This window comes from Scytonema hankhaensis NUACC26, from assembly GCF_045865695.1.
Taxonomy (GTDB): Bacteria; Cyanobacteriota; Cyanobacteriia; order Cyanobacteriales; family Nostocaceae; genus Scytonema.
Window position 1 is genome coordinate 1 of the sequence record NZ_BAACAP010000224.1, and the last position, 13,008, is coordinate 13,008.

The following is a 13,008-nucleotide window of genomic DNA, read 5'->3' on the forward strand; positions in this document are numbered from 1 at the left end:
CGAGTAGAGGTCGAAGCCATGTTAGGAATTGATTTAGAGCAAACCAGAGTTTATCAAGAAGCGAAAGCAGAAGGTCGCCAAGAAGGTCGTCAAGAAGGTCGTCAAGAAGGTCGAGAAGCATTACAATTGGAGCTTGTACTCAGAATGTTAGAGCGTGGGATGACACAGCAAGACATAGCAGAGTTACTTGGATTAACTCTTGAACAAGTCAGACAAATTGCTCGCGCACAAGCTTAAGAAACAACAGAGACAAAAAGCGTTCTTTGCGAGAAAATGATTTGTTGATGAAATCAAAATGAGGAAGGATTGATACTTAACAAATTGGGTGCTCTTTCGCCGTTGACAAATTCATTGATTCGAGCCGAGTAGAGGTCGAAGCCATGTTAGGAATTGATTTAGAGCAAACCAGAGTTTATCAAGAAGCGAAAGCAGAAGGTCGTCAAGAAGGTCGTCAAGAAGGTCGTCAAGAAGGTCGTCAAGAAGGTCGCCAAGAAGGTCGCCAAGAAGGTCGAGAAGCATTACAATTGGAGCTTGTACTCCGAATGTTAGAGCGTGGTATGATACAGCAAGAGATAGCAGAGTTACTTGAATTAACTCTTAGTTAAAAGTTTTAGATCCAGTCATGGGAAGCGGTCACTTTTTAGTGGAAGCTTGTCGTTTTTTCGGTGAAAAATTATATGAGGCTTGTCGGTTGTGCGATGAGTTAGCACTAGAAGCAGAACAACAAGCAGAAAATTCTCAAGATGAAGAAATCCGAAAGGCGGCGTTTCAAAAGGCAAGAATATTCCGTCAACGGGTAATTGATTTACCCGACGCAGATGATAAATTAATGAAGTATTTACCTTCGGCTGCACCAGAAGGAGAAGAAACGGGATTTTCTCAAGCAGAAGCGATCGCATTATGTCGGCGTTTGGTTGCGGTACATTGTTTGTATGGGGTAGACAATTCCTCAAGAGGAAATACCTGCTACGCTGAACGAGCAACGTCGCTTGTTTTACGTGGGTTGCACTCGCGCTATGCGGGCTTTGATGGTGTGTGGTTCTAAAGTGTCTCCTTCTCAATTTCTGGATTCTCTTTCGTCTTCTCGTTGGCAAAAGATTCAAGTTTAATAATTAACCGCAGATGAACGCAGATGCACGCTGATGAAGTTTATGTTTTTTGAGAAGTTTTATGAATATGATTTATCTGAAGGATATTTTACAACAAGGGGATGATGCGATCGCTGCTGCTAGCACTTTTCTGGGTTTGAAAATGGCGCAGCTAGATTGTTCGGATGTGGAGACTATTTCTGGGGAACAACTGTCTCTACTTTTTTCTAAGATTCCTCCAAATTGGGAGTTTGAGGAATTAGGGAAGGCGATCGTTGCTGAAAGTATGAGCGAGACTTTAGGAATAGAGTTTTTTGAGTTTGTCAACAATCGCGGTTCTTCACAGTCTCCGGTTGCTAAGACTAACAAAATCTCCTATGGAACTCAAACACCAAAAAAAGCCGTTCGTGATGTCACTCCAATTTCAATATACTTTACTTCCCCTTCTGTTCCTCTCTCTACCGCACCTTCTCCTTTAAATCCTATCAAAGTTCTCGATAAAGTCATTGCGGAGTATCGCGATTATTTATTAACAGAATTTAGAGCCAAAGACCTACAATTAAAAGCTGCTTTAGAAAAGGCGATTGACCAACCTTTATTTTTAGCTCAAGAACCATTTTATCAAGCCCATCGTCCTTTTAAAAGTGGTGAAAAATGGCAGAATCTACCCATAGACGCTAAACTCGCTAGAGTCATGCAACAACGTTCCCGCAGCGAGTTTGCATACCTCCATCAAAGTCAAGCGATTGACCATTTATTAGGACAAAACGCCTCTCCCCTAGTTGTGACAACGGGTACGGGTAGTGGAAAAACGGAAACTTTTCTTTTACCAGTCATTCAAAATGCGATCGCAGATGCAGCCCAATTCCGAAGACAAGCAGGACTGACGGCTATTCTCGTCTATCCAATAAACGCCCTCGCTAACGACCAGTTCCCACGTATCCAAAATTACCTCAAAGAATCGGCTTGGGAGGGGGCAATTACTGTGGCAAAATACGATCGCGGCACTAAGTTAAAAGAACGTCAAGCTTTACGCCAAAATCCACCTCATATATTACTCACTAACTATATGATGCTGGAGTATCTCTTAGTACGTCCAGCCGATAGAGAAGATATCTTTGCCAACCATCGCTGTCGTTTCCTCGTTCTTGATGAAGTCCACACCTATCGCGGAACGTTGGGAAGTAACATCGCCTTAGAACAACTTGCACAAACACCACCAACACCACGTCCTTTAGAAACGGGCGATCTTGACGATCCGCTTCCCTGGTTAGAAGCTTACGATGCAGGTGTAGGTTCTCCTTTAGAACTCAAGTTTCTACAGCTATTTGAAAAACACGGGTTTCATCCCCAAAAACAAACACAACCAGAGGTAGCAGAGTTACTTGGAATAACCCTTGAACGAGTCAGACAAATTGCTCGGGAAGAAGCGTAAGAAACACTGTAATTCAAGGCGTTATTCGCTACAACATCATCAGATGAAATCAAAATGAGGAAGGATTGATACTTAACAAAATACTCTTGTAGTTTTATTATGCCTCGCTCGAAGTACCGCGATAAGCCGGGTACGGCTTGCGCCAAGGGCGATCGCTCACCATATCCTCTTTGTAGAATGTTGCACAATCAAAAAAGGACAGAACTAGTCTGCCCAAAACGTACTTTATTTAAATTAGTATTGAGATAACCCGATTAGAGCTATCTCTAAAACTCGTTTTTAAGCTTAGTAGCGACGGTCTCTAGAGTAACCGCCACCACTGTTTCCGCGTCTGTCACCACCGAAAGAACGCTTGTCTTCGCGTGGCTTAGCCTTGTTAACTTTCAGACTACGACCCATCCACTCCGCACTGTCAAGCGCTTCAATCGCTGCAGTTTCTTCAGCGTCTGTTTCCATTTCTACAAAGGCAAATCCCCGAACGCGACCAGTTTCCCGGTCTGTGGGGACTTGAACGTTTTTAACAGTTCCATACTCTGAAAAAACTTGTCTGAGGTCGTCTTGTCCGACTTCATAAGATAGGTTACCAACATAGATTGACATAAAACATCTCCGAAAATACACGGTGTTGAGAGTTAAATTCGGAGAGACACTTGTAAATAGATAAAGACAAATTGCACAACCGAATATAATCCTAGTGATTCATCATAACACAAATTTTAAAATGTGTTGAAAGATTTCAAACTATTGCCAAATTTCAAGTAAATTAAAGCGTCAGACGGTATCATTTCGTCTTACGTGCTTTTTTACGTGCTGCATCCCGCACCTGTTGATTCAACAAATAACCAAAACCAGCTTTTTCCAGACGGCGTACAAACTCCTCGCGAGTATGACTCAATGCTGCGGCGGTAGCGTCTACATTCCAATTGTGTTTGGCTAATACGCTCAGTAGGTATACTCGACGAGTTTGTGCAGCTGAGAGACGATACGTTTTGAGATATTCTAACTCTCCATTGTCGCGAGCGATCGCTTCCCCTATGTGATTTTCCTCTTTAGGGTTCAAATCAGAAATAAATCTTTGCACAGAGAAATGTCCAGCACTGTAAACTCTCTGAGATGCAACCCTACGTCCCAATAGCCCGGAAGCCATAAAACCCTGAAATGATGCCCAATCAAAACGCATGGTTTGTATAGCTTGCCTTAAATCTGCCAAACTATCAACCTTCGACTCTTCGACAGAAACATCCATAGGAAAAGTCGTATCGTACAGCAAGCCATACTCGTAGAGCAATTCCCCATAAAAGTCTTCCAACAAACTCGTATGAAGCAGTCGGTAATCTTCCGGAGTCGGAAGCACAAACGCAGAAGCGAGGGCTTCCGCAACAAAAACCAACACCCCAACCTGTCCTTCATGAATCTCAAATACTCGCAAAGCTTCTTCTAAACCAGCAATGTAACGTCCACCTACAGCAGTTTCATAACGGCATCCCAAACCATGAGAAAGAGCATACTTAGAATATTCACTCCAAGCAATATCGGGACCAGAGAAAAACAATGACAAAAAACCTTCCATTGCCAGATGCAAGGGTAAAAAACGCAGTTGGTTATTCCCTTCGCGCTTCGCCATACGATGCATCAACCGCACGCTTGCACAGCCGCAATCAATACGTTTTCCGTGAGTGTTTGTGTTTACTATCTGTCCCCCATAAGCAGCCACCGGGCTACCATCATTTGTCCAAGACATCACCAATCCGTGAGGTACATAAGAAAAGTACTTCATACCTGGTTCCATCATTCGTCCTTCCAAAGAAACTATTGTCAAGTCTTCGTTATAGTTGCGGCGTAGCAAGCGCAAATCACCACGCACCTGACGGCGCAACAGAGGTACAAGCCGCACAGATCCCCAAACTTGTGAAGGAGCAATTTCTAATCCTTTTAAGGATATATCGGAGATTAAGTTAATTTTTTTTGCCATAAAAATATTTGTTAGTGATTGGTCACTGGTCAGTAGTTAGTTGTTAATAGCTACTGTAGGGGTGCAAGGCGTTGCGCCCCTACCAACCTCTACCCCCTACCCCCTAACATCAATTCCACTCGCTTTGCCAGATATGCTTCAAGTTCGGATAGAGGTGCAGACCCATTAGCAAACCGTGCAAAGCCTAGCATAGTAGGTAAATCTTCCGCATCTCGCAACCCTACGGTGGGAATGCTAGAACTGAGGGAACGCAAAGAGTAATCTTCGGAATTGAAAACGGGATTGCAGTGAACTATTGAAGTTTTCTGCATCGAATCTATGCGAGTACGGTAGACACGCAAAATTTCTGCAGCACCACAGGGAGGATCGTTCTCACAACCATCAGAAACAATAATTACCAAATCCGCCCCCCACTCCAAAGCATCTAGTAAGGGGGAGGCTAAATCGGTTTGTCCGCAAGGGTGAACGAGGAGTGCATCTTTTATAGGTGCTGTCCAAAAAGCTTGATATTTTTGTGATGCAGCTTTTAATAGATAATGTGTAGCTAGTGCCACGCCTAATGGACGCCGACGCTTTTCTGAAGAGCCAGAACTAGAGTAGCTGCAATCTAAAACAGCCGCTACTCGCCCTAGTTTTAAAGGCGCTTTTTTTAAAGCTAACCTAGCAGATTGTTCTAGCGATCGCTCTAAGGTTTGCCATTCCTGCTGTCGAGTTTCTATAGGTAAGGAGAGAATATATAAAGCTAAACGAGTTAAAGGAAGACGACCCAAATCAAGGTTAATTTCCACTTCATTGGTACGTTCTGCTGCATTCTGAAAACGTAACTTTTCAGTTAAAGTCATGCGTTCTTGAATACGAGACAAGAAGACATCACGAGGAATTTTATGTTTTGCCGCCAAACCTTCTGCGATAGTAAATGGCAAGTCATAAACAGCTTCAGCACTGTAGTGTGCTTGACGAAACTTTTCAAATAATTCTGTTTCGTAAACTTTTTGTTTCCAATTGTTAAAAAGAAAATTGCTGAGTTCGCCTTGTAGTTTAAGATGAGCGTGAGAAACTATCGCTCTGACTTTTGAACGATATTTGACAGCATCAAAGCTGATATCTCGACGCTGTTGAACATATTCGCGTGCGATCGCACGACTACGCCGATTATTAATTCGCTGTTTCCGCAACTGCTGCAACACTCCCCAAGCTCTTTGTGGAGGTAATTGTTTGAGTGCTGCTGCAATTAATGCACCTTCTTCTTTACGATATTCTTTTTTTATATCTCGTCCAGTTGCTAACAATTTTAAAATAATTTGTACTTGATTAAAATGATTGATACCGGATGCCAAAGTGCGAGCATATAGCAAACGGTAGTTACCTAGAATATAGTCATGTAAAAAATCAATGGAAACTTGCTGACCGCAAGCATCATCATAAAACTCTTTTTGTCCGGTACAAGCAAGACAGGCATTAATAAACATGACTAAATCTTCTCTGGCTACTTGCTCAAATCGATAATTAGAATTAGCAGTCATAACCTCAGTTGAAAGAGATAATTAAATTTAGAAGTTACCTTGCCTTTATGGTAGGTAGGATTTTGCTTGCATTCCCCAAATCACGATTGTATTGTCATCACTACTACTGACTAAAAATTTTTTATCGGCACTGATAGCTATGGAATTGACACTAGCTACATGACCTTTTAGAGAGCCAAAAATCTCCCCTGTTTCAAGATCGAGTAGTTCTATAGTGCCATCATTACAGCCAATTAAAATAGTGTTTCCATCAGGAGTAATAGTTAGAGTTGCTTGATGAAATTGATTTTCTTCTATCTGATAAGTATATTTACTTCTACCAGTTTGTATATCCCATATTTCAATAAATTGTCCAAAATCAACAACAATATTCTTGCCATCTGGGGATATATATATAGAATTACAGTCCGATCGCATTTCTATAGTATGCTTGCAACATCCTGTTTCAATATCCCATAACTTTATGATATTACCGTTAGAATGGTTAAAACTTACAAAAGTTTTTCCATCAGAAGTAATAGCCAGATAATCAGCAGTATCATCTATACTACGTATACATTTACCTGTATTGAGATTCCAAATTTTGATAGTCATATCACTGTCACAAACAGCTATATTGCCATGTTCGCTGATAGCTAAACATTCGACATCATATTCTGCTACCCACATTGATAATTTGAACCATTTTAGATGGAGATCCCAAACTCTTATCAGTCCATTGTAATGATAAAGAATAGTTTTATTGTCTAAGAAAGCCAAGAGAAAAACATCATAATTCGATTTTAAAGCGAACTTATATTTTAGAGTCTTTAGATCCCAAAATTGAATAATTTTTTGCCCAAGACTTACAATAGTTTTGCTATCTGGGCTAATAACAACACGATGTGCATCCGCTTTTATAACACCCAGACATTCAAAAAACTCATAGCTACCATACTCTCGTAAAGCTTGTCTTACTTTAGGTTCTGTTCTGTTCCGTAAGAGCAAGTATGCTGTCTGACCAACCTGTTCTGGTTCCTCATTCAAGCACATAATAACCAAATCCAAGCCATCTTCTCCGTACAACAGTGCTTCAGAAAGTGCTGCTATTCTTTGTTCAATAATCGAGCTAGTCAAACGATCCAAGACATCATCTATGCCTCCCAATACTGCACTATTATGTATAGGTAAAGTTTGACTCCCAAGAATAGCATCGGTATCTTTAGGTTGATTAATATTTTGTAACATAAGAGATAATAAATGAGGATGCTGTTTGGGGAAAGGATGCACGACTAGCTTTAACAGCTTAACAGGCTATGTACGGAAGTCGCACTAAAGTCCCGCAAACAGCAAGACTGTATATTTTGGATGAGCAATTAGCGTTCCAATCTAAAATCTAAAATCTAAAATCCAAAATTCACTTAACTGCGAACTGACGATTGATAATTGGTAACTGATAATTGCGACAGTTGCTGCAACAATAACTCTACAGATGGTGAAAGTGCAGTTACAAAAACACCACCTTCACTTTCTACGTCTGATGTCAGCCAAAGACCTTTGAGAACAACCTCAACAAAATCAGTATCACAAGAGTGTATTTTTACACTAGCTTCTTGGAGAGAGTTTTCTTCCATCTTAAGTAAACAAGAAACTCCTGTAGTGAGGAGAAAAGAAGCAGTACTAGGTTCAACGTGGATACCCGTAGCTAAGCGTACAGCTAAAGCAACTCTGACGTTTACCCAATCTTCCAAAGATTCATCTAAACGTTCTAGAGTGAAGTTATTTTCAGTATAAGTTAGTTTTAGCATATCAACTTCCGAACACACGATTATAGAATCCTTGGTGTTTCCCTTTCTATACATCACTTTACCCAGGGCAAATTCCCTAAAGCTAACAAAAGTCGCAACAGTGAGAAAGCTTATAAAATCTGGATTAGATCCCTAGGGGAAGTTGTTACACTTAGGGGAATCCCCGAACTTTTGATGAGATGGGGAATGGGGAATGGCGATTGGGGATTGGGAATAAGAAATTTGTGATTTCATTTCTCAGTCCCCAGTCCTTAGTCCCCAGTCCCCATTGCCCCTTATCCCCAGAGGGGACCCCGAGTTCCCCAGCCCCTACAAAAAATGGCAAGACCAAGCTACGGACCAGAAGCGAAAAAACGAGCAAAGCGCTTGTTAGAAGTGCTGTTGATGTATGCTGCTGATGAATTGGGTGAGTGTAATGAAGCCGCATTAGATACGCTACGTCCCCAAGTTCAGACGCGATGGCAAACAGAGAATCGCTTGGTTGTGAGAACAAAAGTCAGGTTTTTGGCAGCGTTAACAGGTTTAGAGTCTGGACAAAATTCGTTAAATAGCGAACAAATTAAGGAAGCCTTAAAGCGGTTTGAGGATTTTTTAGAGATTTTAGAAGATAACCGTGCATCTCGCGGTGGTTCGGAGACTTGGCACTTTACGCTCAAGCTGTGGTACAGTCGTTGGGATAAAGAAGCCAACTTACAAAAATTTGAGACAGAGTGGGAAAGTCGTCGCCCTGAGAAATCAAAGTTGAGGGACAAGGAGGACACGGGGGACAAGGTAGAAACTGCTATCATGTCTTCCCCTTCTCCCTCTCCCAATTGGCAACAATTGTGTCGCAGTACCTTAGAGGCACAAAATCAAAGACGGTTAACGACTAATCCCCTAACAAGTTTAGATGGGTTAAGTTTTGAGGTAGATGAAGTTTATGTGCCTTTAGGATTGGTAGAGCGAAAACATAGAGACAGGCGCAGCGAAGATGTTTCTCCAGTCGAAGGCTCCCAGTTATACGAACCAGAAGATAGGTTGGTGACTCAAACTTTTACACCTGATGAATTTTTGGAACAGGTTCTCAAGCACAAGCGTAGCAGGCGCATTGCAATTGTTGGAGAACCGGGCGCGGGAAAAACAACCCTACTACAAAAGATTGCATTTTGGGTATTGGATAAGACTGAAGATTTACCTGTTTGGGTTTCTCTTGCGGATTTACAGGAAAAAACTTTGGAACAGTATCTCGTTCAAGATTGGTTGCGGTCAGCGACTCGCAAGCTGTATGTTTCTCAAGAAGTACAAGAAGTATTTTGCGAACAGTTCAACCAAGGAAGAGTTTGGTTACTCCTAGATGCTGTTGATGAAATGGCAATAGAATTCACTCATGCTTTGACCAAAATTGCTAGTTTCTTAACGGGATGGGTGGCAGATGCAAGAGTCATACTCACTTGTCGGCAGAATGTTTGGGATGCAGGAAAAAATGCATTAGAATCTTTTGATACTTATCGAAACCTTAATTTTACTTATGGTGATTCTCAAACACCAGACCAAGTAAGGCTATTTATTGACCGATGGTTTCGAGATAATCCTGTATTGGGACAGAAATTAAGAGCTGAATTAGACCAACCGGGGAAAGGGCGGATAAAAGATGCTGTAAAAAATCCACTACGCTTGGTACTGATGTGTCGTAGTTGGGGATTGGGGCGAGGAGGATTACCTAATACTAAAGCTATGCTTTACTCGCAGTTTGTGGAAGCTATATATGAATGGAAACAAGATCGTTTTCCTACAACTTCTACCCAGCGTCAAGAATTAAACAAGGCATTGGGACAATTAGCTTTGCAGGCTATAGCGCAAGAAAAAACTAAATTCCGCCTCAGTCATCGTTTTGTATGCCAAGTATTAGGTGCGCCAGATGAAGGAATGTTTCAATTAGCACTACAGCTAGGTTGGCTGAATCAAGTAGGAATCTCGGAAACCCAAGGGGAAAAAGTTTATGCTTTCTACCATCCCACTTTTCAAGAATACTTTGCTGCACTTGCAATTGATGATTGGAGACTGGGTACTGGGGAACTCGGGGCCCCCTCTGGGGATAAGGGGCAATGGGGACTGGGTACTGGGGACAGGACACTAGAAAGTAAGAATTTTACCCCAATCGCCAATCGCCAGTCGCCAATCCCCAACTACCGTATTTTTGAACCTGAATGGCGGCAAGTGATTTTGCTATGGTTGGGAAGGGATAGCATACCGCAAGCACAGAAGGAAGAATTTATTCAGGTACTGACCCAATTTAAGGACGGTTGTGGGGGATTTTTTACCTATCAAGCTTACTTTCTAGCCGCACAGGGAATTGCTGAATTTGCCGAGTGTTCTTTATGCCATAAAATTGTTAAACAACTCATTAAGTGGCGCTTTGGTTATTATCATGTCATGAAACAAAAATGGTGGCGGTTTCCCTCTCCTATTTTAGAGAGCGCACGAATTGCACTGTTGAAAACAGACCGTAAATGCGCGATCGCATCTCTTGAAGATTTTATCCAAACCAGCCAAAACGACTTTGACAAATGGAATGCTGCTTACAGCTTAGGCAAAGTTTTCGCTCCGGGTAATCGAATTGCGATCGCAGCTTTAGAGCACATTGTAACATCAATTCAGCACGAGAACCTACGTTGGCAAGCAGCCGATAGTTTGGGAAAAGTCGCTCCAGGGAATCCAGTTGCGACAGCCGCACTAATACAAATTATTGAGTCTACCAAAAAGGATTCCACGAGAAGGAAAGCAGCCTACAGTTTGGGTAAAATCGAGCCAGATAATCCAATTGCTTTCTCCACACTTGAAAAGATTATTCATACAACAAATCATGATACTTTGAAACAACAAGTAGAAGATAATTTAAAAGTGCTTAGAGGGGAAAAAGCACCTTCTCATCAAGAATTTGAGAATTTAGAATATGGAGAAACACTTACACGCAATAATGAAATAGAAGATACTAGTGGGAATGCCAGAGTCATAACTGCTCTAGTCCAAGGAATAGCACTAACTACAGATGAAGATACTAAAAGACGAAGAGCATGCAGGTTAGCCAAAGCCGATCCAGGAAACAAAATTGCATTTTATACCTTAGTCAATCTTGTAAAATCAGCAAGTAGCGAACTTGTTCGCAAGCGAACAGCAGATAACTTGAAAAAAATTCTTCTTGACGAACAAATACCAGAATTAATAGGATTATTAAAGAATTGTTTTTCTGATGAAGTCAATGACAACGAACTAGAGGAATTTCGTCACTGTTATAAGCTTCTATGGTATTGTTCAGAGAAAATGAAATATATAGATTTTTTTAGAATATGGCACTGTGTCAGTGACTAGTGACCAGTGACCAGTAATCACCTGACCAATCGCTAATCGCCAATCCCCAATGCACAAACTTTTCGTATCAGGCTTGTTTCTACTCTTACTATCATTATCAGCTTGTTCTCCTAACACAACAGGAACTTCTCAGACAACTGGTGCAACAGAAACAAAACCCTTAGTAACAGGAGCAATTCCCGACCAAGATCCAGAGAAACTACAGAGGCAGTATACTAAATTAGCTTCTTATTTACAAAAAGAACTTGGGGTAACCGTAGAATACAAACCAGTTACCGATTATACAGCAGCAGTCACTGCATTTAAAGTAGGAGATTTAGACTTGGTGTGGTTTGGAGGATTAACAGGAGTTCAAGCAAGGCTGCAAGTCCCTGGTGCAGAAGCCATTGCTCAACGCGATGTAGATGAAAAGTTCCATAGCGTATTTATTACCAATAAAAAAAGTGGCATCAAACCCTTCAAAGATATCTCTGACCTCAAGAAACTTAAAGGGCATACCTTTACCTTTGGTAGCGAATCATCAACATCAGGTCGTTTAATGCCACAATACTTTCTAGAACAAGCCGACGTAAAACTCACAGACTTTAAAGGTGAACCTGGTTTTTCTGGCGACCACGACAAAACTCTTAAACTTGTCGAAGCAGGAAGTTTTGAAGCAGGTGTATTGAATGAAAAAATCTGGCAAAAGCGTCTAGAAGCAAAAGAAATAGACTTAAGCAAAGTAGAAGTTATCTGGCGCACTCCAGAATACTACGATTATCACTGGGTGATTAATCCTCAAGTCAAAAAGCGTTATGGCGAAGATTTTGTCAAAAAAGTACAAGCTGCATTCTTTAAATTAGATCCTAAGATACCAGAGCAAAAAGAAATTCTCGACCTTTTACAAGCAGAAAAATTCATCACTACAAAGAACGAAAACTATACACAGATTGAAAAAATAGGTCGTAAAATTGGCAAAATAAAATAATTGGGGATTGGGGAACTCGGGGTCCCCTCCTTGTTGAGGGGCAATGGGGAACTCGGGGCCCCCTCTGGGGATAAGGGGCAATGGGCATTGTTCACTGGTCACTGAATTACTGATGATTACTTTTGAATTGAAAAATGTTACAAAAAAATTTGGGAGCTTCCAGTCTCTCAAGAATATTAACTTGAAAGTTTATTCTGGTGAGCGGCTTGCATTGGTTGGTTCTAGTGGTGCGGGGAAAAGTACTTTAATCAGCTTGCTTAATGGTACGCTGCAACCGACTAAAGGGGAAGTTTGGGTACTAGGTCGTAACTTAAATAATCTAAGCCCTAAATCTCTTCGACAAGTGCAAAAGCAAATTGGTACAGTTTACCAACAGTTTCATTTAGTAGATAACTTACAAGTTATTCATAATGTTAACGCCGGACATTTGGGAAGGTGGTCGTTTTTGAAAGCAGCAATTTCACTGATTTACCCGTTGGAAGTACAAACAGCATATCAAGCCTTAGCACAAGTAGGAATTCCTGAAAAGCTTTACGAACGTACTGACAAATTGTCTGGAGGACAGCAACAACGGGTAGCTATAGCTCGCGTGTTAGTGCAAGATCCTGCTGCTATCCTTGCTGATGAACCTATATCTAGTTTAGATCCAGAACGCAGTCGCGATGTGATAAGTTTGTTGTGTCAATTAAGTGCGGAATCGGGGAAAACATTAGTGACTAGTTTGCACGCTATTGAGTATGCTCGTAGTTATTTTCAACGCATTATAGGTTTGCGAAAAGGAGAAATTTTGTTCGATCTTTCTGCTGAGGAGGTTTCATCAAGAGTTATTGAGGAATTATATAAGATTGAATCATAAAGATGTGAAGTTTCTGACGAGAGATGCCTAAT

The 13,008-nt window shown here is 41.2% G+C and carries 12 protein-coding genes; 7 read left to right on the forward strand and 5 right to left on the reverse strand.

Annotated features, from left to right (window positions below):
• From ACKTT2_RS31905 to ACKTT2_RS31920, 4 genes are all read left to right on the forward strand, one after another.
• Positions 1-237: sigma factor-like helix-turn-helix DNA-binding protein (locus ACKTT2_RS31905; RefSeq protein WP_407894313.1), on the forward strand; the 237-nt coding region annotated here is incomplete at its 5' end.
• 143 nt (positions 238-380) lie between these two features.
• Positions 381-605 (forward strand): aspartate aminotransferase, encoded by a 225-nt coding sequence (locus tag ACKTT2_RS31910; RefSeq protein ID WP_407894315.1) that lies wholly within the window; start codon positions 381-383, stop codon positions 603-605.
• Positions 606-622: 17 nt separating this feature from the next.
• Entirely contained in the window at positions 623-1,045 is a 423-nt protein-coding gene (locus tag ACKTT2_RS31915; protein ID WP_407894317.1) for a hypothetical protein, read from the forward strand.
• 125 nt (positions 1,046-1,170) lie between these two features.
• Positions 1,171-2,523 carry a DEAD/DEAH box helicase gene (locus ACKTT2_RS31920; protein WP_407894319.1) on the forward strand — a complete coding sequence of 451 codons (1,353 nt, stop codon included), beginning with the start codon at positions 1,171-1,173 and terminating at the stop codon, positions 2,521-2,523.
• 285 nt (positions 2,524-2,808) lie between these two features.
• Here ACKTT2_RS31920 and rbp read toward each other — a convergent pair whose 3' ends face one another.
• The 5 genes from rbp to ACKTT2_RS31945 all read right to left on the reverse strand — a co-directional run bounded on the left by rbp (position 2,809) and on the right by ACKTT2_RS31945 (position 7,823).
• The gene (gene rbp, locus ACKTT2_RS31925; RefSeq protein WP_407894321.1) at positions 2,809-3,123 is read right to left on the reverse strand and encodes an RNA-binding regulator; all 315 of its coding nucleotides are present in this window, start codon (positions 3,121-3,123) and stop codon (positions 2,809-2,811) included.
• Between the two features lie 181 nt (positions 3,124-3,304).
• Positions 3,305-4,495, reverse strand: a complete 1,191-nt coding sequence (locus ACKTT2_RS31930; RefSeq protein WP_407894324.1) for an ARPP-2 domain-containing protein — start codon at positions 4,493-4,495, stop codon at positions 3,305-3,307.
• Positions 4,496-4,584: 89 nt separating this feature from the next.
• Positions 4,585-6,018 carry a hypothetical protein gene (locus ACKTT2_RS31935; protein ID WP_407894326.1) on the reverse strand — a complete coding sequence of 478 codons (1,434 nt, stop codon included), beginning with the start codon at positions 6,016-6,018 and terminating at the stop codon, positions 4,585-4,587.
• A 45-nt stretch (positions 6,019-6,063) separates the two neighbouring features.
• Positions 6,064-7,245, reverse strand: coding sequence for a WD40 repeat domain-containing protein (locus ACKTT2_RS31940; protein ID WP_407894328.1), 1,182 nt, complete (start codon positions 7,243-7,245; stop codon positions 6,064-6,066).
• Between the two features lie 173 nt (positions 7,246-7,418).
• Positions 7,419-7,823, reverse strand: coding sequence for an alr0857 family protein (locus ACKTT2_RS31945; protein ID WP_407894330.1), 405 nt, complete (start codon positions 7,821-7,823; stop codon positions 7,419-7,421).
• A 300-nt stretch (positions 7,824-8,123) separates the two neighbouring features.
• Between ACKTT2_RS31945 and ACKTT2_RS31950 the strand changes: the two genes are divergently transcribed.
• From ACKTT2_RS31950 to ACKTT2_RS31960, 3 genes are all read left to right on the forward strand, one after another.
• Entirely contained in the window at positions 8,124-11,153 is a 3,030-nt protein-coding gene (locus ACKTT2_RS31950; protein ID WP_407894332.1) for a HEAT repeat domain-containing protein, read from the forward strand.
• A gap of 49 nt (positions 11,154-11,202) precedes the next feature.
• Entirely contained in the window at positions 11,203-12,120 is a 918-nt protein-coding gene (locus ACKTT2_RS31955) for a putative selenate ABC transporter substrate-binding protein (protein WP_407894334.1), read from the forward strand.
• A 112-nt stretch (positions 12,121-12,232) separates the two neighbouring features.
• Positions 12,233-12,976, forward strand: coding sequence for a phosphonate ABC transporter ATP-binding protein (locus ACKTT2_RS31960; RefSeq protein ID WP_407894336.1), 744 nt, complete (start codon positions 12,233-12,235; stop codon positions 12,974-12,976).
• Positions 12,977-13,008 lie beyond the last annotated feature (32 nt).